This window comes from Shewanella sp. SR44-4, from assembly GCF_014163715.1.
Classification (GTDB): Bacteria; Pseudomonadota; Gammaproteobacteria; order Enterobacterales; family Shewanellaceae; genus Shewanella.
The window spans coordinates 180,589-201,874 of sequence record NZ_JACJDU010000002.1; the positions used below are offsets into that span (position 1 = coordinate 180,589).

20 protein-coding genes and 1 pseudogene are annotated in these 21,286 nt (G+C 43.8%); 11 read left to right on the forward strand and 10 right to left on the reverse strand.

Annotated elements, in window-relative coordinates; all coding sequences use genetic code 11:
* The 8 genes from cyoB (at window position 1) to H5125_RS02115 (ending at window position 9,146) form a co-directional block, all read left to right on the forward strand.
* The gene (gene cyoB / locus H5125_RS02080; protein ID WP_101084850.1) at window positions 1-1,983 is read left to right on the forward strand and encodes a cytochrome o ubiquinol oxidase subunit I; all 1,983 of its coding nucleotides are present in this window, start codon (window positions 1-3) and stop codon (window positions 1,981-1,983) included.
* Window positions 1,983-2,618: a cytochrome o ubiquinol oxidase subunit III gene (gene cyoC / locus H5125_RS02085; RefSeq protein ID WP_101084849.1), complete on the forward strand. Its 636-nt coding sequence runs from the start codon at window positions 1,983-1,985 to the stop codon at window positions 2,616-2,618. The genes cyoB and cyoC overlap by 1 nt, the downstream gene beginning before the upstream one ends.
* Complete coding sequence (cyoD, locus tag H5125_RS02090) at window positions 2,618-2,947, forward strand: cytochrome o ubiquinol oxidase subunit IV (protein ID WP_182743398.1); 330 nt, start codon at window positions 2,618-2,620, stop codon at window positions 2,945-2,947. Before cyoC ends, cyoD begins: the two co-directional genes overlap by 1 nt.
* A gap of 12 nt (window positions 2,948-2,959) precedes the next feature.
* The gene (gene cyoE / locus H5125_RS02095; RefSeq protein WP_101084847.1) at window positions 2,960-3,865 is read left to right on the forward strand and encodes a heme o synthase; all 906 of its coding nucleotides are present in this window, start codon (window positions 2,960-2,962) and stop codon (window positions 3,863-3,865) included.
* A 221-nt stretch (window positions 3,866-4,086) separates the two neighbouring features.
* On the forward strand, window positions 4,087-4,893 hold the full coding sequence (locus H5125_RS02100) for a hypothetical protein (RefSeq protein ID WP_182743400.1): 807 nt from the start codon (window positions 4,087-4,089) through the stop codon (window positions 4,891-4,893).
* Between the two features lie 118 nt (window positions 4,894-5,011).
* Entirely contained in the window at window positions 5,012-5,737 is a 726-nt protein-coding gene (gene ompR, locus H5125_RS02105; protein ID WP_101084845.1) for a two-component system response regulator OmpR, read from the forward strand.
* A 3-nt stretch (window positions 5,738-5,740) separates the two neighbouring features.
* Window positions 5,741-7,081 (forward strand): two-component system sensor histidine kinase EnvZ, encoded by a 1,341-nt coding sequence (envZ, locus tag H5125_RS02110; RefSeq protein WP_101084844.1) that lies wholly within the window; start codon window positions 5,741-5,743, stop codon window positions 7,079-7,081.
* 118 nt (window positions 7,082-7,199) lie between these two features.
* A complete protein-coding gene (locus H5125_RS02115; protein ID WP_182743402.1) occupies window positions 7,200-9,146 on the forward strand; it encodes a methyl-accepting chemotaxis protein in 1,947 nt (648 codons plus the stop codon).
* Between the two features lie 109 nt (window positions 9,147-9,255).
* Here H5125_RS02115 and H5125_RS02120 read toward each other — a convergent pair whose 3' ends face one another.
* The 7 genes and pseudogenes from H5125_RS02120 to H5125_RS02150 form a co-directional block, all read right to left on the reverse strand.
* Entirely contained in the window at window positions 9,256-9,729 is a 474-nt protein-coding gene (locus tag H5125_RS02120; protein ID WP_101084842.1) for a peroxiredoxin, read from the reverse strand.
* A gap of 49 nt (window positions 9,730-9,778) precedes the next feature.
* Window positions 9,779-10,276 carry a DUF2937 family protein gene (locus tag H5125_RS02125; RefSeq protein WP_259395374.1) on the reverse strand — a complete coding sequence of 166 codons (498 nt, stop codon included), beginning with the start codon at window positions 10,274-10,276 and terminating at the stop codon, window positions 9,779-9,781.
* Between the two features lie 194 nt (window positions 10,277-10,470).
* On the reverse strand, window positions 10,471-10,821 hold the full coding sequence (locus H5125_RS02130; protein WP_162024249.1) for a cupredoxin domain-containing protein: 351 nt from the start codon (window positions 10,819-10,821) through the stop codon (window positions 10,471-10,473).
* 9 nt (window positions 10,822-10,830) lie between these two features.
* Entirely contained in the window at window positions 10,831-13,071 is a 2,241-nt protein-coding gene (locus tag H5125_RS02135) for a heavy metal translocating P-type ATPase (RefSeq protein ID WP_101084839.1), read from the reverse strand.
* Window positions 13,071-13,517, reverse strand: coding sequence for a MerR family transcriptional regulator (locus H5125_RS02140; protein WP_101084838.1), 447 nt, complete (start codon window positions 13,515-13,517; stop codon window positions 13,071-13,073). The genes H5125_RS02135 and H5125_RS02140 overlap by 1 nt, the downstream gene beginning before the upstream one ends.
* A gap of 237 nt (window positions 13,518-13,754) precedes the next feature.
* Window positions 13,755-14,561: pseudogene (gene dkgB / locus H5125_RS02145) on the reverse strand (2,5-didehydrogluconate reductase DkgB).
* A gap of 129 nt (window positions 14,562-14,690) precedes the next feature.
* On the reverse strand, window positions 14,691-15,572 hold the full coding sequence (locus tag H5125_RS02150; RefSeq protein ID WP_182743406.1) for a LysR family transcriptional regulator: 882 nt from the start codon (window positions 15,570-15,572) through the stop codon (window positions 14,691-14,693).
* Between the two features lie 192 nt (window positions 15,573-15,764).
* Between H5125_RS02150 and H5125_RS02155 the strand changes: the two genes are divergently transcribed.
* Window positions 15,765-16,967: an MFS transporter gene (locus H5125_RS02155; protein WP_182743408.1), complete on the forward strand. Its 1,203-nt coding sequence runs from the start codon at window positions 15,765-15,767 to the stop codon at window positions 16,965-16,967.
* Window positions 16,968-17,102: 135 nt separating this feature from the next.
* On the opposite strand, the gene H5125_RS02160 is transcribed toward H5125_RS02155, so the two are convergent.
* The gene (locus tag H5125_RS02160; protein ID WP_162022042.1) at window positions 17,103-17,996 is read right to left on the reverse strand and encodes a LysR family transcriptional regulator; all 894 of its coding nucleotides are present in this window, start codon (window positions 17,994-17,996) and stop codon (window positions 17,103-17,105) included.
* Between the two features lie 145 nt (window positions 17,997-18,141).
* On the opposite strand from H5125_RS02160, the gene H5125_RS02165 reads away from it, so the two are divergent.
* Window positions 18,142-18,585 carry a DoxX family protein gene (locus tag H5125_RS02165; protein WP_101084834.1) on the forward strand — a complete coding sequence of 148 codons (444 nt, stop codon included), beginning with the start codon at window positions 18,142-18,144 and terminating at the stop codon, window positions 18,583-18,585.
* 46 nt (window positions 18,586-18,631) lie between these two features.
* The gene (locus H5125_RS02170) at window positions 18,632-19,327 is read left to right on the forward strand and encodes a pirin family protein (protein ID WP_101084833.1); all 696 of its coding nucleotides are present in this window, start codon (window positions 18,632-18,634) and stop codon (window positions 19,325-19,327) included.
* Between the two features lie 76 nt (window positions 19,328-19,403).
* Here the strand turns inward: H5125_RS02170 and H5125_RS02175 are convergent, their stop codons facing one another.
* Together H5125_RS02175 and H5125_RS02180 are read right to left on the reverse strand one after the other, a co-directional pair.
* Window positions 19,404-20,993 (reverse strand): PepSY domain-containing protein, encoded by a 1,590-nt coding sequence (locus tag H5125_RS02175; RefSeq protein ID WP_157822751.1) that lies wholly within the window; start codon window positions 20,991-20,993, stop codon window positions 19,404-19,406.
* 35 nt (window positions 20,994-21,028) lie between these two features.
* On the reverse strand, window positions 21,029-21,286 hold the full coding sequence (locus tag H5125_RS02180) for a hypothetical protein (RefSeq protein ID WP_101084831.1): 258 nt from the start codon (window positions 21,284-21,286) through the stop codon (window positions 21,029-21,031).

Genomic DNA, 21,286 nt, shown 5'->3' on the forward strand with positions numbered 1-21,286 from the left:
ATGTCATTTCTTGGAAAATTAACACTCGAGTCTATTCCGTATCATGAACCGATTATTATGGTGACCCTAGCGGCTGTCGCCATTATTGGGTTCATCATTGCGGCCTTAATTACTAAACATCAAAAATGGGGCGTGCTTTGGCACGACTGGTTAACCTCGGTTGACCACAAAAAACTCGGTATTATGTATATCGTATTAGCGATGGTAATGCTGGTCCGTGGTTTTTCTGACGCGATTATGATGCGAACTCAGCAAGCACTTGCCACTAACGGCGCTGCGGGCTATTTACCACCAGAACATTACGACCAAATCTTCACAGCCCACGGCGTGATAATGATTATCTTTATGGCAATGCCATTTATGATTGGTCTTATGAACTTGGTCGTACCATTGCAAATTGGTGCTCGCGATGTCGCATTCCCATTCTTAAACAACTTAAGTTTTTGGCTAACCACATCTGGGGCAATATTAATCAATATTTCGCTTGGATTAGGTGAGTTTGCTAAAACAGGTTGGGTAGCTTATCCGCCATTGTCTGAGCTGGCATACAGTCCGGGGGTGGGGGTTGATTATTATATCTGGGCCTTGCAGATATCCGGTATCGGGACAACCTTAACTGGGGTGAACTTTATCGCCACCGTGTTAAAAATGCGTGCACCTGGCATGAAGCTAATGCAAATGCCTATTTTCACTTGGGCCTGTACTTGGGCTAACGTGTTAATCGTTGCATCGTTCCCCATTTTAACCGCTGTTTTAGGCATGTTGACCTTAGACCGTTATTTAGATTTCCACTTCTTTACCAATGATGGTGGCGGTAACGCCATGATGTACATCAACCTGTTTTGGGCTTGGGGTCATCCTGAAGTATACATTTTGGTATTACCAGCTTTCGGTATTTTCTCTGAAGTGTTTTCAACCTTTACCTCTAAGCGCTTATTTGGTTATACCTCAATGGTGTGGGCAACCGGTGCAATTTCGGTGCTTGGTTTTATTGTGTGGTTACACCATTTCTTTACCATGGGTTCAAGCGCCAACGTTAACGCCTTCTTCGGCGTAATGACCATGGTGATTGCGGTGCCGACGGGGGTAAAACTGTTTAACTGGTTATTTACCATTTATCGCGGCCGTTTACGTTTTACCGTGCCAGTTTTGTGGTCTTTAGGCTTTATGGTGACCTTCACCATCGGCGGCATGACCGGGGTATTGTTAGCATTACCTGGCGCAGACTATGTACTGCATAACAGCTTGTTTTTAATCGCCCATTTCCATAACACCATTATTGGTGGTGCGGTATTTGGCTACATGGCGGGGTTTGCTTACTGGTTCCCTAAAGCGATGGGTTTCACACTCAATGAACGCTTAGGTAAGGCATCATTTTGGTGCTGGCAAATTGGCTTCTATGTGGCCTTTATGCCGTTGTACGTGCTTGGTTTTATGGGCATGACACGTCGTATTAACCACACAGATAACCCAGCGTGGAACTTCTGGCTTTACTTTGCTGTAGTCGGCGCATTTATCATCCTTGTGGGCATTATTTTACAGTTTGTACAATTGTATGTCAGCTTCCGTGACCGTGAGCAAAACTTAGATACCACAGGCGATCCATGGAACGGCCACACGCTTGAGTGGTCAACATCTTCACCACCACAGTTCTATAACTTTGCCCAGTTAGATCCAGTAACAGACATTGATGCGTTCACCGACATGAAAGAAAAAGGCACTGCCTACAGACGTCGTGAAACATACCAGCCTATTCATATGCCTAAAAATACTGCCAGCGGTATTGCTATGGCGGCGTGTATTACGGCGATGGGATTTGCTGCAATTTGGCATATTTGGTGGTTAGCTATTGTTGGGTTTGCGGGTACGTTTGTACTGTTCTTGATGCGTGCTTATAACAATGATGTTGACTACTACGTGCAACCTGATGAAGTCGCGCGTATTGAAAATGCACATATAGATAACGTAGCTAGGGGCCGATAATGAGTATTGCTATTAAAGCAGATTTACACGACGCTCATTCTGCTGAGCACGGTGATCAACACCACGAAGAACACCACGATACCAGTGGTAACACCTTGTTCGGTTTTTGGATTTATCTAATGACCGACTGTATTTTGTTCGCATCCGTTTTTGCCACTTATGCCGTGTTATTCATGAACACCGATGGTGGAGTGTCGGGTAAAGATATTTTCGAATTAGACTTCGTCCTTATCGAAACCGCCGCATTACTTGTCAGTAGTATTACTTATGGCTTTGCCATGATTTGTGCGAGACACCAAAAGAAAGCGGCGACTTTAGGGTGGTTATTAATCACCTTCGCTTTGGGTTGTGTGTTTATCGCCATGGAAGTTTACGAGTTCCATCACCTTATTGAACATGGCAATGGTCCAGATCGCAGCGCCTTTTTATCAGCATTTTTCGCCTTAGTCGGCATGCATGGCTTGCATGTTACCGCGGGCTTAATTTGGATGCTGATCATGATGGTCGAAGTCGTCAAGTGCGGTTTAAATAATCGCAGCATCACCCGCTTGAGTTGCTTAAGTTTGTTTTGGCATTTCTTAGACATCGTGTGGGTGTGTGTGTTTACCGTTGTTTATTTGTTAGGAGTCTTGTGATGAGCAATGCACATTCAAGTCATGCCGAGGGCGACTTTGGCGCTAGCGTTAAGTCATATTTAGCCGGCTTTGTATTATCAGTGATCTTAACCGGTATTCCATTTTGGTCGGTAATGACTCACAGCTTTGATCATGACACCACCTTATGGATTGTCGTCGCTGCGGCTATCGTGCAAATCGTGGTGCACTTGAAATACTTCCTCCATTTAGATTTTTCTAAAGAAGGCAGAATCAATACATTCTCGTTCTTATTCACGGCCTTGATTATTGTCATGGTTGTGGGTTTGTCTGTGTGGATTATCTACGCAGCCAATGAATTGATGATGTAACCGACAGCTATCATGAATAATCAAGGTCAATCTATGTCAGCACAATTAACCTCACGCTTACGAGGATATGTTCAGGTAACCAAACCAGGCATCATCATGGGCAATTTAATTTCTGTCGCAGGCGGCTTTTTACTCGCGGCTCAAGGCAATGTTGATATGACCTTGATGTTTGCCACCATGATAGGTTTATCTTTGGTGGTAGCGTCGGGTTGCGCAATCAATAACTGCATTGATCGCGACATCGACGCCAAGATGAAGCGTACTCGAAACCGAGTTACCGTTACCGGTGAAATATCAGTACAAGCGGTATTGAGCTTTGGTATTGGTTTGGGTGTTGTAGGCTTTACCATGCTGGCGATATTCACTAATAGCTTAGCGGTGTTATTTGCCGCCATTGGCTATGTGGTTTATGTCGGGGTGTACAGCCTGTACATGAAACGCAACTCGGTTTACGGCACCCTAGTAGGCAGTTTTTCGGGTGCCGTGCCACCGGTCGTTGGCTATTGTGCGGTCACCGGGCAAATGGACATGGGCGCAATTATTTTGCTGCTGATGTTTAGCCTATGGCAAATGCCCCACTCTTATGCGATTGCGATTTTTCGCTTTGACGACTACGCCGCTGCTAATATTCCGGTATTACCGGTTGCCCAAGGCATGGCTAAAGCTAAGTTGCATATCGTGTTGTACATTGCTGTTTTTGCATTGGTTAGCGCACTATTACCGCTGGCGGGTTACACAGGTATTGCCTTTATGGCCGTGACCTTTGCCACCAGTTTATGGTGGCTAGCGATGGCGTTAAAAGGTTATCGTCGCGGCATCAATTTGCAGTCTTGGGCTAGACAAGTATTTGGATTTTCCATTATTACCATTACCGCATTAAGCGTGACCATGGCATTGGACTTTCAAGTAGTAACCTAAGCGCCTTTACTTACATTGGTGCCATAAGTGACTAAGCTCAGTAAAAGGCTAAGTTCAATAAAAGGCTAAACTCAATCAAGGCTTCAAGCCCGTGGCATTATGCTGCGGGCTTTTTTATTTGATAAATCCGCATTAAAGACTAAGGTTTAAGACTGATTAAAATTACCGCATGCAATTCTATTTTTCGTTTTTAACCGCATCATCAAACATAAAGGGATCTTATGTTTACCGTGTTAACAGGCAACAAACCCGACATCCCGTCGCTTAGCTCAATAAGCCTCATTCCCTTCCTGCTGACCGGCTGTTTACTGTTGGCAAACCCACTGCAAGCTAGCGAGAAACCGACGATCCAAGAAGCAAAAAACAACGTATTTGGTGATTGGGTAATCAACACACCTGAACGTATTACCTTGTTGCAGTTAAATCATAATCGCAGCTACTTACACCTAGAACTTAACTTAAGCGCGCCACAAAATAGCGTTGCAGAATGGGGACGCTTGGATCTGCAATCAACAACTGCTAACTTTATCCCTAGCTACAGCAATAATGCCCAACAAGGATTAGCCGCATATCAATTCGAGTATCCGCAATTAAACATGACGCTGACATCACAGTCGTTACAACTCGCCTTAACCATAGATACCAATGCCGATAGCATTGCGGATGAGCAACATCAGTATGGCTTCACCCCAAACCAATCGGTCTATGGTGTATGGCATCAATTGTCTACCCCAGCGCTGAGTAGCTTGGTACTGCTCGACAATGGCTATTACGCCATGGTGAACATTAACCTACACCAAGACCCACAAGCCAATGAGCACGTCACTCACTTACAATGGGGACGGTTTGAATTACACCAAAATCAGCTAACCTTTGAGCCCGTTTTTAATAGCCATCTCCAACACACATCTAACTTACCCAGTACTAGTCCCAGCATGGTTTATCAGCCTAGCAAACAGCAATTGGCATTATCGTTTAGCGTAGATACTGGTAATTTAACTGACCATTTGTTGCTATTTAAGCGATAAACAAACATTTACAGCTATTTAGTTACAATTTCTGCCACAATCAGCTATTCAAATTCAAGCGATTACACTTCATACTGAGTCATTGCTGGTATCAATTTAGCGTTAAAAAGGATATGTCATGGGCCAAGAAACCTCTAAGATTCTCGTTGTCGATGACGACATGAGATTACGTTCGTTATTAGAACGTTACTTAATTGAGCAAGGCTTCCAAGTTCGCAGCGCTGCCAATGCTGAACAAATGGATAGATTACTAGAGCGCGAAAACTTTCATCTACTGGTGCTCGATCTGATGCTACCCGGTGAAGATGGTTTGTCGATTTGTCGCCGTTTACGTCAGCAAGAGAACCCTATCCCGATTGTGATGCTAACCGCTAAAGGCGATGAAGTTGATCGTATTATTGGCCTAGAACTTGGCGCTGATGACTATTTACCTAAACCGTTTAATCCACGTGAGTTATTAGCACGTATTAAAGCGGTTATGCGTCGTCAAATTGTTGAAGTACCAGGCGCACCAGCTCAGCAAGAAGAAATGATTGAGTTTGGCGAGTTTTCGCTAAATTTAGCCACTCGTGAAATGTTTCATGGCGATGAAAGTATTGCCCTGACCAGTGGTGAATTTGCCGTACTTAAAGTGCTGGTAAACCATCCTCGAGAGCCACTATCACGTGACAAATTAATGAACCTGGCCCGTGGCCGTGACTACTCTGCCCTTGAGCGTTCAATCGATGTTCAGGTGTCACGTCTACGCCGTTTAATTGAAAAAGATGCCGCTAACCCACGTTATATTCAAACGGTTTGGGGTTTAGGTTATGTATTTGTACCCGACGGCACCACGCGTAAGTAATCCATGAAACTCAAGTTAAAATGGTGGCAACGCTTCTTGCCCAGAAGCGCTTTTAGTCAAACCGTATTGTTGATTGGCAGCTTACTGTTGATCAATCAATTAGTGTCATATTGGTCTGTCGCCGTTTACTTTATCAAGCCCAGTTATGAGCAAATTAACCAACTGATTGCCCGCCAAATCAATATACTATTTGTTGATGGGGTTGATGTTGGTCGTGAACATCTCACCATGGTGGATGCCTTAAACGCCAAAGTGCGTGACGATGGCATGACCGTTTATAACCAAAAACAAGCGCAAGAAGCCGGACTCGGCCAAGCCACTTATTACAGTTTCTTGTCAGAACAAATGTCGGTTTATCTTGGCGGCGAAGCTGAAGTGCGTTTTTCGCAAGGTGAAAAGCTCGATGTGTGGATTAAACCGCCACAAGCCCCTTCTTTATGGATTAAAGTGCCGCTCACAGGTATTAATGAATCAGACCTGTCTCCACTAACATTATATTTACTGGTGATTGGCGGGCTCAGTGTCGCCGGTGGCTGGCTGTTTGCCCGCAGACAAAATCGTCCGCTTAAACGCTTACAAAAAGCGGCAGTAACCGTGTCTAAAGGCGATTTCCCTCCGACGTTACCATTGATTGGTTCAACCGAAATTGTTGAAGTTACTCATGCCTTTAACCAAATGGCCAATAGCATGAAGCAGCTTGAGCAAGACCGCGCCTTGCTAATGGCAGGGATTTCACATGATCTACGCACGCCATTGACTCGCATACGCTTAGCGTCAGAAATGATGGTAGAAGACGACCAATATTTGAAAGAAGGCATTGTCACTGATATTGAAGACATGGATGCGATTATTAATCAATTTATTGCTTATATTCGTAACGACCAAGAAGGCATACGTGAACCCGACCAAATTAATCGTTTGATCCAAGAAATCAGCCAACAAGAGTCACACCGCGAAGGCACCATTGAGTTATCTCTGGCTGACTGTCCCGAAATAGCCATCAATAGTGTGGCGATAAAACGCGTATTAAGTAACTTAGTCGAAAACGCATTCCGCTATGGTAACGGGTGGATAAAAATCAGCTCATATAATCAAGGTCAATACTTGTGCTTTAGTGTAGAAGACAATGGCCCTGGTATTAATGAAGACCAAGTTGAACAGCTCTTTCAACCCTTTACTCAAGGCGATACCGCACGTGGCAGTGTTGGTTCAGGCCTAGGACTGGCGATTATTAAACGCATTATCGACCGTCATCACGGCAAAGTTAAACTGTCTAATCGCCCTCAAGGTGGCTTAAAAGCGCAAGTGTGGCTGCCGTTAATCGACAAAAACCTCTACAACTAACAACGGCCATATTTCACCACCCACATGACTCAACTCATAGATAAAGTGAAGTCACGAAAGACTGTAACATTAGTGCCATAAAATACACATATTGGCATTTATGTGAACTCATTTACCTATGAAGATATCAACCCTATCCCTTAGTGCATCCGCCTTATTATTAGTGCTTGCGGCATTACTCGCTGCCACTGTGTTATGGAGTAACCAACAACGACAAACGAGTGAAAAATTAAACCTCGATTTACAACATATTCAACATACCTTTCAATATGATGTTCGCCGGAATATTGATAGCTACTTACAAACAGGGCAAAGCAATTATCTCGAACAAGCCCGTAGTGATATAACCCGCATAACCGTCAATATTACCCAGTTACATTCTGCTCACCCACAGCTTGATAGTGCTTCACTGACCACCTTAATGACTCAATTAATTGGCGACTTAGACACTAAATACCGTGCAGCAGGAAAACTGGCCGGTAACCCACGCCAACTACTGGCTTTTGCTGAATCAGAAATGCTCGATTACAGCGGTAGTTTACATCGCTATGCCAAATCAGCTCCAAATGACTCAAATACCGCGCAGCAATATCTTGCGCTTAGCCTTAAGTTACCCAGCTTAGTTTATCAATTATCACAGCAGACTCAGGCCTTATTGATTGATCAAGATACCGGAGTCAGTAATAGTCTTAATTTTTCAATTAATGCCCTCAACACATGGCATGACGATTTGGAGAAGCTATCTTTGCTGGGTATTTATCGCACCGAAGAAGTGGATGAATTCGCCTTAGGTGATGACGAACCGGAACGTATTGAAACCGGTGAAACCCCACGGGCAGAATTACTCAGTTTGACCCAACGCTATAGCAAAGAAGTGAGTAATACCAAGCAAATGCTCAGCGATAATCAACAGGTACAAGCAGCGCTAATAAACGCCACCAGCCAAGTGGAACAACAACTGGTGACACTAGCCGATACGCAAGCCGTAACCGATGAACAACTTAAAATCCGTTTACAGTGGCTGCTATACACCATGGTGACATTGATAGCATTGTTTTCTATTGGTTATTTAGTATTACAACAACGTCGAGTCGTTAGCCCACTTAAACGTTTAAATCATGCTTTTTCAATGTTAAGCGAATCGAATCAACGTGAACCATTACCCGTGACCAGCCAATGTGAAACAGGCCAAATTGCGGCACACTTTAATCGCCTTTTACAGCGATTTGAACAAGATGACGAACAACAAAAAAGTAATATGGCACAGGTGTCTAACTCATTGAGTGAGCTAGTCGCCAAAATTGGTTTCTTATCAACTAGCACGCAACAAACGCAACATGTGGTACAACAAACGCAATCACAAACCGCTGATTTAATTACTCTTGCAAATGAAGTAAACCGGTCGTCTAGTTTAGTAACTGCCAGTGCAGAACAAACCATGCATGATATGCAAGCAAGCCAAAAAGAAGCCCAAGCGGTGTTAGATGCGACCGATCATACGTTAACCAAGGTCAATCAATGTAACCACTCACTAACCCAACTCAGTACATCAGTTAACCACGCGGCTAAAATTGTAGATGTTATTAGTAATATCGCCGACCAAACCAACTTATTGGCCTTAAATGCCGCCATTGAAGCCGCTCGTGCAGGTGAGCAAGGTCGTGGTTTTGCGGTGGTAGCCGATGAAGTGCGCAGTTTATCGCAACGGACTCAACAATCATTAAAAGACATAATGGCTATTTTCGAGCAACTAACCCGCTCTAACACAGCACTTAGCCACAGCGTAAACGACATCAGCGAAGCATCTGCACAGCAGAAAGGTCGAGCCCAGAGTTTGTTAGATGTTGCGTTGCAAGTACAACAGCAAGCTCAAGAGATGGCGAGCAGTGCGAGCCAAGGGAGTGAACATGCTAAGCAACAGGTGGGGCATCTTGATGAATTTGTCATCGCGATGGATAGCCTAATGCTGCATGCTAAAGATGCGTTTGAACAAAGTGAAACGATTGCGCTTGAGGTCAGTAACAGTGTCGATAATATTGAACAACACTTAGGCATCCGCGGATAATCAATACTGACAAATTTGCGGTATCGCTGTTTTAATCATAAAAATGGGCGCCATATTGGCGCCCATTTTACTGTACTGTTAAGTCTCTATTACTGAGACATAATATAGATTACAGTGCAGCCATTACTGCTTCAGCAGTGCTGACTTCAAATGACTTACCTTCCTCAACATTCAGTAAAGTCACCACGCCATTGTCGATCACCATCGCATAACGCTGTGAACGAACGCCACCAAAACCGGCGGTATCCATTTCTAAGCCTAACGCTTTTGCGAAGCTTGCATCACCGTCGGCTAGCATCATTAATTCAGAAGCATTTTGGGCTTCGCCCCATGCTTTCATTACGAATGCATCATTAACTGCAACACAAGCAATAAGGTCAACACCTTTAGCTTTAAACTCGTCTGCAAGTACAACAAAACCTGGCAAATGAGCTTCTGAACAGGTTGGTGTAAATGCACCTGGTACAGCAAACAATACCACTTTTTTACCGGCGAAAAGCTCAGTAACATCGTGATTAACCATGCCGTCTTTTGTCAGTTGGCTTAAGGTAGCTTTTGGTAAAGATTGTCCTGTAGCGATCATAATATTTCCTTGATTATTAGAGGCTATTAACCCTTGTTAAACAGAAAGGTTACCTTGGGGAAAATACCCTACGACAACCCAAATACAAAATAGATAATACTGATTCACACAATATCGAGATCAATAACCCTAGCAGCAACCCAATGGCAATCGCCTCTGGTTTCAATAAAATCACATGGCTATAAGCCTGCCAGACCTCAGCTTGAATGTCTTTTTGTGGGGCTAATGCTATTTGCTGATAAGGACTATAACTGTGTTGATGAAAACGACTCAACGCTTCGGTGAGTGATGTATAACGTTTGTATATTGACTCAATACTTTCACCACCGGCACTAAACACCGGATCGTTATTTTGTTGATAGTGAAGGATAAGTTTACTGATGTCTCCAGCAAAAAAACGGTCTGCATCACGTTGAAATTCTGCCAAACTGAGTTTAGCTTCAAGCTGATGAGCTTCGAGTCGTTGGCCGTATTGTTCGACAAAAGCAGGGACTTGAATACCAATCAAGACACCACAAATAAACAACACTAAGCGAAAGTAATCCATTAAACGTCGTATCATGATGTCATCGAAAAATCAGTTGTAAATGAATCCTCAGAATATCACCAATTACGCAAGTAAGCATCTTGAATAAACAGATGTTAACTTACGTAATTGTGTGGCTTTTTTGAAAGTTTATGTGCCCAGCGACAAGCATCAAGGTGAGAGTGATACCTGCTTAGCATGGCTACTATCTAGGTTTACTCAACCAGTAATACCCCTTTATACATCTGCATTTGGCAATGAAACGGATACTCACCTTTGGCTAATGCTGGCAGCGAAATTACCACAGATTTATCCAGTGGTAGCTCTTCGCTAATGTCTAAGTCTGGAAATAACAAACTGGCCGAACACCCTGCTTTGTCTTGGCGTAAAAAGGTTAATTGCGTCGCGGTATTGGCCGGCACAGTTATCCTTGCTGGGGAGTAAACCCCGTCTTTAACCACAATAGCGTTACTTGCTTGATGAGTGGTCGCTTTGGGTTTATACAACCAAAACCACCAAACGATAATGGCAATTAATGCCACACAAAATAAATTAATTAATAGCATCATTCACTCCTAGTGTTGTTGAGGGCTAAAAAAGCGCAAACGATTGGCGTTGCTCACCACTGTTAATGATGAAAATGCCATCGCAGCACCAGCAACCACAGGGTTAAGTAATACGCCAAACACCGGAAATAACACCCCAGCAGCAAGCGGTATACCCGCCATATTGTAAATAAACGCGCCGACTAGGTTTTGTCTAATATTGCCTAAAGTCGCCTTACTCACCGCGATGGCATCTGCCAAACCGTGTAGCGATCCTCGCATTAGCGTTATGTCGGCACTTTCAATCGCGACGTCGGTTCCGGTGCCAATAGCAAAGCCGACATTGGCTAGCGCCAACGCAGGTGCATCATTAATGCCATCACCAGTCATGCCAACCACCTCACCTAATGCTTGTAATTCGGCCACTTTATTGGCTTTATCTTGCGGTAATACGTCGGCAAAAAAGTCATCGACACCCACTTTGGCAGCCACAGCTGCGGCTGTCGCGTGGTTATCTCCGGTAAGCATAATGACCTTAATGCCACTGCTTTTAAGCCTTGCGATGGCGGCAACAGAGTCTGCTTTAATCGGGTCAGCCACGGCAATCACTGCTGCGAGTTCACCGTCGATAGCAAAATACATTGGCGTTTTGGCGTCTGCTGCCAACGCTTGTGCTTGCTGTTGATAATCGCTTAAGACTATGCCTTTTTCGCGCATTAATTTTTCATTACCAAATAATAACTGAGTCGATTGATACTGAGCTTGGACACCAAATCCTGCAATAGCAGTAAAATTTTCAACATTGAATAAGGTTAATCCCTTATCCGCTGCGGCTTGAACAACGGCCTGTGCAAGTGGATGCTCGGAATGTTGCTCAATACTTGCCGCCAGTTGCAATACTTGTTCTTGTTCGCGACCATTGACCACGATGATATCGGTGATTTTTGGCGCGCCTTCGGTAATCGTGCCGGTTTTATCTAAAATCATGGTGGTAATAGTCGATGCCGTTTGCAGAGCTTCACCATTACGAATAAGCACGCCAGATTCAGCGGCTTTACCTACACCCACCATCACCGACATGGGTGTTGCTAACCCTAACGCACACGGACAAGCGATGATTAAAATTGTCATCGCCGACACTATGGCGTATCCCACAGAGGGTTCAGGCCCAAAATTAAGCCATACCATGGCGCTGATAATGGCAATAATCATCATTGCAGGAACAAAATAGCTCGAAATAACATCTGCCATTCGACCAATTGGCGGTTTGGAGTTCTGCGCCCGTTTAACCATAGTAATAATGTGCGCCAAAGCGGTATCTTTACCGACTCGTGTGGCGGTAAAAGTAAGTGATCCCAGTTTGTTTAATGTACCTGCGACCACATCATCATTAACACTTTTTTCAACCGGAATAGGTTCACCCGTCAACATCGATTCATCAATAAAACTACTCCCCTCAACGACCACACCATCTACGGGAATTTTTTCACCTGGTCGAACACTGACTTTATCGTTTAATTGCACCAAGGCAATATCGATATCGACCGCTTTACCATTGCGGATCACTCTAGCCGTTTTAGCTTGTAAACCAATTAAGCGCTTAATCGCTGCCGAGGTTTTACCGCGCGCCTTGACCTCTAACGCGAGTCCAAGATTGATTAAACCAATGATCATCGCGGTTGCTTCAAAATAGACATGGCGCGCCATTTCTGGCAATAAATCTGGTGCAAATACCACCACCATAGAGTAAACCCACGCAGTGCCTGTTCCGAGCGCAATTAAGGTGTCCATATTGGCACTATGATGAGTAAATGATTTCCATGCGCCAGTATAAAAATGCTTGCCGGAGAAGAACATTATCCCTAAGGTCAGTATACCAATTGCTCCCCAAACCAGCTGTTGTATTGGGTTAGTAACGGTCATGTCACCAATAAACAAACCATAAATCATCAGTGGGATACCCACTGCCAATGCGACAATAGTGTGTTTTATTAGGCTTTTATAATATATTGCATCTGCCTGTTCTTTCTCATCAATAGCATCTGCACCACCTTGATCGTTAATCAAAATAGCGTGATAACCGGCTTTTTCAACGGCCTCAAGCAAACTAGCGACTTCAACCTCTCCGGTGACCATCACACTGCGATCAGCAAAGTTCATTTCAGCTTGCTCTACTTGCGCGACTGTTTTAAGGGCTTTCTCAATTTTGCCAACACAGCTGGCACAACCTGCACCCTCTATCAATAATTGTGTTGTTGTTTGGGTATTCATCACAAAGACTCCTTATCACTAACCTGACAAGGGGTTTCATGGTTTGGATCAAATCCCTCAATCAAGTGACAAATCATGGCACCTGTAGGCGCCAATGCTGGCAGATTTTCCCACTCACTTACGGCTTGAGTCAGCTTATTACGTAGCTTTAACGTTTCATTAAACAGTATTTCAGTTTCGGCCAACTTTTGGCTAATAAGCTGCTTCACCATGGTACAAGCGCTTTCACCGTGATCAGTTTTGGAAAAAATCACTTTAATTTCATCCACCGAAAAACCTAAGTTTCTGGCACTCATAATAAATCGCATCCGCGACACTTCTTTGTCACGATAGTATTTATAACCATTGCTAGGCGATTTTGTTGGTGCGAGCAGGCCGATTCGGGTGTAAAAACGAATTGTGTCTGTGGTAACACCCAATAACGTTGCGAGTTCACTGACTTGCATAATCACTCCTTGGGGTAACGACTGTATTAAATAATAAGATCTACATAAATAAATCTATTGAGTATATGCAACGACTGTAAACCTATGTCTTACACCTATGTCAAGTGGCCAATAACCCTGAAAATAAAAAACGCCAATATGAACACTCATGTCGGCGTGGATACTTGATATATAAATAATCTAATGGTGAGTGCAAACTGCGTGGGCACTTAAGCTATTGGCACATTCGCTGATAAATTATTGATCCCAATCGGGGCTAAAGTCAGGCGCCGCCACACGATGATTTCGGTCTAACTTATCAATTGCGGCCATGTCTACAGACGGGAGCGATAACGCTAATGAGGCAATATTAGCTTGAACATTTACCAGCTTAGTTGACGATGGAATAGTGACATAACCTTTTTGGCGCATCCACACTAATACCGCTTGGGCGGGTGTCATTTGGTGTTTCTTCGCAATCGCGACAATAGTGTCGTCGGTTAATACCGCACCATAGGCAAATGGCATATAACCAGTCACCATAATATTGTGCTGCTGACAAAATTCGACCAGTCGGTTATTTTGCAAATATGGATGTACTTCAACCTGATTAGTGAATATTGCGTCGGTACCTAAAATCTCAATCGCTTGTGTAACCTGGGCCATAGTGAAATTAGACACGCCAATGTGTTTCGCTAAACCAGCATCTTGCACCTCTTTTAATGCCAGTAAATACTCTCGCATAGGTACTGAATCATCGCGTAACGGCCAATGTATCAGTAACAAATCCACATAATCGGTTTGCAATAAAGCCAAGCTGTCATGCACGCTTTAAATAAGTTTGTCGTGGGCAAAACGATCCGTCCACACCTTAGTGGTGAGAAAAATATCAGCTCTTGCGATACCCGATGCTTTAATTGCATCACCAACTTGTTTCTCATTGGCGTAAATCTGAGCGGTATCAATGTGGCGAGAACCCTGCTTTAGCGCCATTAACACTGAATCAAATGCCAGTTGATCTTTAAGTCTGAAGGTACCTGTGCCTAACAATGGAATAGTGGTCATATTGTCTTCCTAAAAACGGTATCTGAACCAACACTGTGCGCCAACTAACAACAGAAATAAACCGTCAACCAAGCAAATCTGTTTTGCTCAAACTGCAAATATCTACACACGATTAAATTGAGCCCTTAGTTATAAGGTTAATCTTGGTTGAATAAACTCAATAAATGCAGAAATACGTCGCGCCACAATAGACGATTTGTAATACACCGCATTCACTTGTTCACGTTCTATGTGAGTAAACTTCTCCGACTGAAGTATGGGCACTAACCGACCCGCCGCGAGATCATCATTAATCATAAAACCTGAAAGACACGCAATGCCATTACCTGCCAGTGCTAGTTGACGCAAGGTTTCTCCATTGCTGGTGCTGATGGTAGGGGTAATAACATCGTAACCTTTTAGCGGCCAGTGATTCAATATTTTAGGTTCGGTAAACCCAAGTAACTCGTGGCAAGCCAAATCAGACACTTTTTGTGGCACACCTCTACGCGCTAAATACTCAGCGGAGGCAACAATATGTAAGGCACTTTTACCTAATGGTCGAGCATGCAAGGTTGAGTCTGCCAGCTTACCGATTCTAATGGCCACATCGGTACGCTTTTCAAGTAAATCGACATAGCCCTCGTTCGAGGTCAATGCTAATTCAATGTCTGGATAAGCGGCGCGAAAATCTTTCATCAAAGGCACTAATTGATGAAACACAAACGGACTTGCCGCGTCCACACGCAAACGTCCTTGTGGTAGTTCACCACGACGTACGAGTTCATCTTCTGCGCGTTGTAATTGTTGTAATCCACCCCGAACAGATTCGACAAATTGGCGGCCTTCATCGGTTAACTCAACACGCCGAGTGGTACGATTGAGAATGGTGACCCCGAGCTGTTGCTCTATTTTACTTACCGCACGTGACACTCGTGCAACCTGAATATTGAGTGCGTCGGCCGCCGCAGAAAACCCGCCACTATCGACCACCATCAGCAATATATCTAAATCATCTGAACGCGTAAGCATGCATACCTCATCTTGTGCTGTGTCGATCTAAAGAGTCGCTCTAACATCATTTTTTATTGCATTTATAGCAAAAGTCATTTGCTAAACATACTGTTTTTAACAACGTAAATCTAATCAATAATGACGCCCATCAACTGACTGACACATTTATCGCGACGGTAAATCCTAGCGACAACCTAAGAGGAACACATTATGCCGTTAGCTTTACTCGCATTGACGCTTAGCGCCTTTGCTATTGGAACCACCGAATTTGTCATTGTGGGATTAATCCCCACAATGGCACAAGATCTGAACGTATCATTACCATCGGCTGGCTTATTGGTCAGTCTTTACGCATTAGGTGTCGCCATTGGCGCACCTGTACTCACCGCATTAACCGGTAAATGGAATCGCAAACACGTATTGCTGGCGGTAATGAGTTTATTTGTTGCGGGTAATCTATTGGCTTGGCAAGCGCCCGGTTACGAAACCTTAATCGCTGCACGCATTATCACTGGGTTAGCCCACGGAGTATTTTTCTCTATTGGCTCAACCATTGCCACTGGGTTAGTACCCAAAGAAAAAGCCGCCAGTGCGATTGCCATTATGTTTACGGGGTTAACTGTAGCCTTAGTGACAGGCGTCCCTTTGGGCACCTACATTGGCCAAACCTTTGGCTGGCAAGCCACTTTTTTAACTGTCGCAATTCTTGGGTTTGTAGCCTTGATAGGCAGTAGCTTGTTGGTTCCTAATAATTTACCTCAGCCACCCGCGGCAAAATTATCATCGCAATTAAAAGTACTCACTCAACCACGGTTATTACTGGTCTATGCCATTACCGCATTAGGTTATGGCGGCACATTCACGGCCTTTACTTTTTTAGCTCCCATTTTAGAGCAAGTGTCTGGTTTTAAATCTCAATCTATTGGCTTAATCATGTTGGTGTACGGGGTATCGGTCGCTATTGGTAATATTTGGGGCGGAAAAATGGCCGATAAAATGGGCCCAATTAAAGCGTTAAGTATTATTTTCAGCGGTCTTGCGACCATATTAGTGATATTTAACTTTACTGCGGTTAACCCTATTGCCGCTGTGATCACCATTTTGGTCTGGGGCGCGTTTGCATTTGGTAATGTACCAGGGCTACAAGTTTACGTAGTTTCACTTGCACAGAAGTACACACCCGACGCCGTTGATGTGGCTTCAGGATTAAATATTGCCGCTTTTAATGTCGGTATTGCACTTGGGTCTTGGGGTGGCGGGCTGATTGTGGCTAACGCTGGCCTAATGCATACACCTTGGGTTGGTGCGGTGATTGTGGTTATTGCCCTAGCATTAACACGTTTCAGTGGCTCACTAGACAAGAAAACTAACGCTAGCAAGAATGCTCAAGTGAGTATTCAAGCGAGTAGTTAACCGAATAGTAAAAAAAATAGTTAAGCAACGACATCAACGCTGATATTCAACATCACGATGGGATCGATAAGCACCAATGTGAGCTCGTATCTGCGATCTCACATTGGTCGCTATCATTGTGCTCACATTCAGATGTTATAAACCCCAATCGGCTTTAGGTAAATGCTCCACAAACCAGTCAAATGCACGGCCTTGATGATCTTTATGCCAAGCAATGTACAAACTTTGATTTGGTCTTGGAATTGAACACATTTTTTCAATCAACTCACCACTATCAAAGTAGCATTGCACCATGTGTCTGGGTACAAAACCAATACCTAGTCCTTGTAACTGTGCTGCTATCTTGGTTTCCATGGTGTTAACTTTAATCACTTGTTTGCTTTTAAAAAGGCCACTACTGCGAGTAGGTAAAAGTTGTGATGTATCGGCGACCACCACCGAAGCATAGTCAGTTAGTTTGTCGGCTTCTAATACGCCATCAACAAACGCCAATGGATGATATGGCGCTACGGCAAATACAAATTCAATTTCGCCTATTTTATGGGTTTGAAATACACCTCTTGGTAACTCACCAGACGCACCAATCACAATATCGGCGCGTCGGCTGTGCAATGCATCCCAACCACCACCGACGGCTTCAACATCGACACTAATGTCGACCGAGTGTTCTAGCTGATTAAATTGTTCAATTAATTGAAACAACGTCCCCTGGGGGATGACCGTGTCGCGTGATAACCGTATTTCGGTTTCCCAGCCAGATTCTAATTGCTGCACAGAATCAACCAACCGATTGGTGGCTAACAAAATCTGCCGCCCTTGCTCTAACACAATTTTACCTGCTGGCGTCAGTTGTGCTTTTTGCTTTGTGCGGTCAAATAACGCCGTACCCATATCATCTTCAAGTTTTTTGATGGTGTAAGTCAGCGCTGACGGTACTCGATATAACGATGCCGCTGCAGCAGCAAAGCTGCCCTTACGTTCAATCGCATCTAGGGCACGTAATGCGTCAATAGTAATCGGATTTTGCATCAACTCTCCATATTCAAATAATTTGAACCTTTACGTCAGTTTATTCCGATTTTTTATTCAATCAAGTCTCAATATACTTCTTATCAACCAGTGAGACAGGCTCACTAGAAACAATTAATGTTTAAATTTATTGAGGATATATACCATGAAAGCACTCGTTAAACGCATCACGAACTCTACTGCAGGTTTTAGCACTTTGGCATTACGCTTACCTGTTGGGATTATTTTTATGGCTCATGGCGGGCAAAAACTGTTTGGTTGGTTTGGCGGTTATGGCCTTGAAGGTACAGGACAGTGGATGGCATCGATTGGGATTGAGCCCGGCGTGTTAATGGCTTTCTTAGCCGGTAGCGCTGAATTGGTTGGCGGACTGTTCATCTTATTGGGTTTATTGACTCGTCCAGCAGCGGTTGTATTAGCATTCACCATGATTATCGCCATTGCTAGCGTACATATTAGCAACGGTTTATTTATGGCAAACAACGGTTATGAATTTGCGTTAGCACTATTGGCTGCCAGTGTGTCACTTGCACTATCAGGTTCAGGCAAAGTCGCGCTAGATAAAGCCATTGTAAGCAAACTGTCTTAATTTTCCGTACTGATCACTTATTCATTTAAACGATAGGAGTAACATTATGATTACCTTACGTCATGCAAGCGAGCGCGGAATAGCCAACTTTGGTTGGTTAAACAGCAAACACAGTTTTTCATTTGGCAGCTACTATGATCCACAACACATGGGCTTTTCAGCACTGCGAGTGATCAATGACGACAGTGTCACTCCTGGTGCCGGATTTGCCACTCACGGCCACCGTGACATGGAAATTATCAGCTACGTACTTGAAGGCTCTATCGCCCATAAAGACAGTGAAGGCAATGTTGAAGTGTTGCCTGCAGGTGAGTTCCAATTAATGTCTGCTGGCAGTGGTATTACTCACAGTGAGTACAACGCATCCGCCACAGAGCCACTGAAGTTTTTACAAATTTGGATCCAGCCAAATGCTTTAGGTAATACACCAGGATATCAACAAAAAAACTTTGGTCAAGCAGTAGGACTAACCACGATTGCTACGCCAACGGGTGAAAACGGAACCTTGCAAATCAAGCAAAATGCGACATTGTCACAACTGATTTTGGCGCCTAAATCTGAAATAACCTATCAGATTGCGACTGACCGTAAAGTGTATGTTCATCAAGTCGCTGGCGAGCTCAATATTGAAGATCAACAGCTAAAAATAGGTGATGGCGCTAAACTCACCGACATGACCACGGTGACCTTAGTTAATCCATCGGACACTCAAGCAACTGCACTGATTTTTGATTTACCCTAGATGAGGTTAGTTGATGATTAAGCCTGTGATAGTGTTCCTTCACAGGCTTAATAGCTTCAACTTTATACCCATTCCATTATCCATTAGCAGGAGTAACGTTTTTTGCCATGGCTGGTTGCGACCGAGGTAATACGCCTAACTTACTGACAGTCCATAAACACACTGCCGTTACCAGCATCATGCCAACTTGGATCCCGATGACACCATGATAACCGCTTTGCCATAACGCTATTATTTGCTCAGAAAACAACAACCAATCTGCCAAAATTGTAATGGCTAATATACTACTGGTGAGCAAAAGTAGCTGGCTGATATGACGCTTAATATCGGTCACTTTTATACTGCACAACATAACGAGCAATAGTGACGTTACAAAACACCCCACTAACCATTCACCTCGTCCAGATAAGGTTGCAGGTAATAGTCGTTCACACAAAAATCCAACTGCTGTCGCCACAATAATGCCACCACAGCCACCAATCGTCATTGCGGTTACGATAGCAATACTGCGCGGTGAAGACTGGCGCTGAGCGCTGCGCTTATTTATCCATAACATATTGCCGGTAACAATCATGGCACTAATAGCCATCGCCAAAATAAAGTACAAAATACGGATGTCTAAGCCGGCAAAGTTACTAAAATGCAATGTCACTAGTACATCTCTACCCTGGCGGAACACATTGTAGTTATCGGCATTAACCTTATCCATCACAGTGCCATCCTGCACCCGATAGGTCACTTCATCTCGTTGAGCAAAATTAACCGTATCGGTACCACGCACTTGTACTAAGGCATTTTCAGCACCGTAATGGTGGAAAATAATATTACGTAACTCAAAATTCGATTGCTGTGTAGTGTGTTCAATTAAAGTAAACGCATTGCTCATATCCAGTGACGTTTCACTTCGCGGTTCGCTGCTACGGTTAAGACCGGCATCGTTAAACAATGCTTGTCGATCGCCCTGATAAATAAACACCACAAAAGCCAGCTGAAACACTATGGCCAAGTTAAGGATCAAGCCGCTTAGGGCATACATCAAGGTAAAAGGCAGTGTCATCACCCCTACTACGGTATGGAGATCGAGTAATTTATCCCGGCGCTGTTTATCAACGCGATACAAAAAGAAATGTTTCAGTAATTTACGCGCATGGATAAAAATGCCAGACACGAGTGCAAATAGAAAAATCAGCGTCACGACACCAATAAGATAACTGCCACCGGGTAGATCGAGGTTGTAATGCAGACGGTACATAAATTGCGATAAGTAAAAGTCATCTTTGCCCGCTACGGTTTCGCCGCTTTTAGGATCGACCAATATCGCCATCGACTGGCGGTCCGATTGCGGAGCATCTCCAAACACATCGAAGTAAAAAATATAATAAGGTACTAGCTCAGTCGGCATATTTATTCGAAAACGGCCAGCTTGATCTACTGGGTATTCAGCAAACTTTTGCTGTACCAGTTTCGCTAAAGAAATATCTGCTTGGGTATTATCGACTGGATGATGAGGCGTAATGGCCCACTGGGCGATTTCATCGTGAAACAAGGTCACCGCGCCAGCCCAAAATACCAAAAACAGTAAAGGTGAAATAATTAACCCAAGCCAACTGTGGGCTTCGATGAGATTTTTAATGACTTTGTGCTGTACCGGAGAATCAGATTTCATTGAGTTATTCATGACTTAGGTTTGAAAAAAAATAGTTAGTTTTGCGAATAAAATAACAACGTATTGATAAGACTACTGGCCACAAGCCATTTGGCGCACACGACACTCGCCGCTTTTGCGCTGTTGCGGCTATAACAAAATGTCATCACCCCAACCCACACACAAAAACCCAGCATTAGCCCAACGAATAGTTTTACATCTACAGCAGCCGGTAATATTCGAAAAACAATGAGCATTAAACTGATTGCCAGTAATAACCCCCATAAAAATGCAGCAATAGATTTAGGCCACAT

Bases quoted from the DNA above. Each gene is read 5' to 3' on its own strand.
- cyoB (WP_101084850.1), top strand. From the start codon at position 1: ATGTCATTTCTTGGAAAATTAACACTCGAGTCTATTCCGTATCATGAA.
- cyoC (WP_101084849.1), top strand. From the start codon at position 1,983: ATGAGTATTGCTATTAAAGCAGATTTACACGACGCTCATTCTGCTGAG.
- cyoD (WP_182743398.1), top strand. From the start codon at position 2,618: ATGAGCAATGCACATTCAAGTCATGCCGAGGGCGACTTTGGCGCTAGC.
- cyoE (WP_101084847.1), top strand. From the start codon at position 2,960: ATGAATAATCAAGGTCAATCTATGTCAGCACAATTAACCTCACGCTTA.
- H5125_RS02100 (WP_182743400.1), top strand. From the start codon at position 4,087: ATGTTTACCGTGTTAACAGGCAACAAACCCGACATCCCGTCGCTTAGC.
- ompR (WP_101084845.1), top strand. From the start codon at position 5,012: ATGGGCCAAGAAACCTCTAAGATTCTCGTTGTCGATGACGACATGAGA.
- envZ (WP_101084844.1), top strand. From the start codon at position 5,741: ATGAAACTCAAGTTAAAATGGTGGCAACGCTTCTTGCCCAGAAGCGCT.
- H5125_RS02115 (WP_182743402.1), top strand. From the start codon at position 7,200: ATGAAGATATCAACCCTATCCCTTAGTGCATCCGCCTTATTATTAGTG.
- H5125_RS02120 (WP_101084842.1), bottom strand. From the start codon at position 9,729: ATGATCGCTACAGGACAATCTTTACCAAAAGCTACCTTAAGCCAACTG.
- H5125_RS02125 (WP_259395374.1), bottom strand. From the start codon at position 10,276: ATGGATTACTTTCGCTTAGTGTTGTTTATTTGTGGTGTCTTGATTGGT.
- H5125_RS02130 (WP_162024249.1), bottom strand. From the start codon at position 10,821: ATGCTATTAATTAATTTATTTTGTGTGGCATTAATTGCCATTATCGTT.
- H5125_RS02135 (WP_101084839.1), bottom strand. From the start codon at position 13,071: ATGAATACCCAAACAACAACACAATTATTGATAGAGGGTGCAGGTTGT.
- H5125_RS02140 (WP_101084838.1), bottom strand. From the start codon at position 13,517: ATGCAAGTCAGTGAACTCGCAACGTTATTGGGTGTTACCACAGACACA.
- H5125_RS02150 (WP_182743406.1), bottom strand. From the start codon at position 15,572: ATGCTTACGCGTTCAGATGATTTAGATATATTGCTGATGGTGGTCGAT.
- H5125_RS02155 (WP_182743408.1), top strand. From the start codon at position 15,765: ATGCCGTTAGCTTTACTCGCATTGACGCTTAGCGCCTTTGCTATTGGA.
- H5125_RS02160 (WP_162022042.1), bottom strand. From the start codon at position 17,996: ATGCAAAATCCGATTACTATTGACGCATTACGTGCCCTAGATGCGATT.
- H5125_RS02165 (WP_101084834.1), top strand. From the start codon at position 18,142: ATGAAAGCACTCGTTAAACGCATCACGAACTCTACTGCAGGTTTTAGC.
- H5125_RS02170 (WP_101084833.1), top strand. From the start codon at position 18,632: ATGATTACCTTACGTCATGCAAGCGAGCGCGGAATAGCCAACTTTGGT.
- H5125_RS02175 (WP_157822751.1), bottom strand. From the start codon at position 20,993: ATGAAATCTGATTCTCCGGTACAGCACAAAGTCATTAAAAATCTCATC.
- H5125_RS02180 (WP_101084831.1), bottom strand. From the start codon at position 21,286: ATGTGGCCTAAATCTATTGCTGCATTTTTATGGGGGTTATTACTGGCA.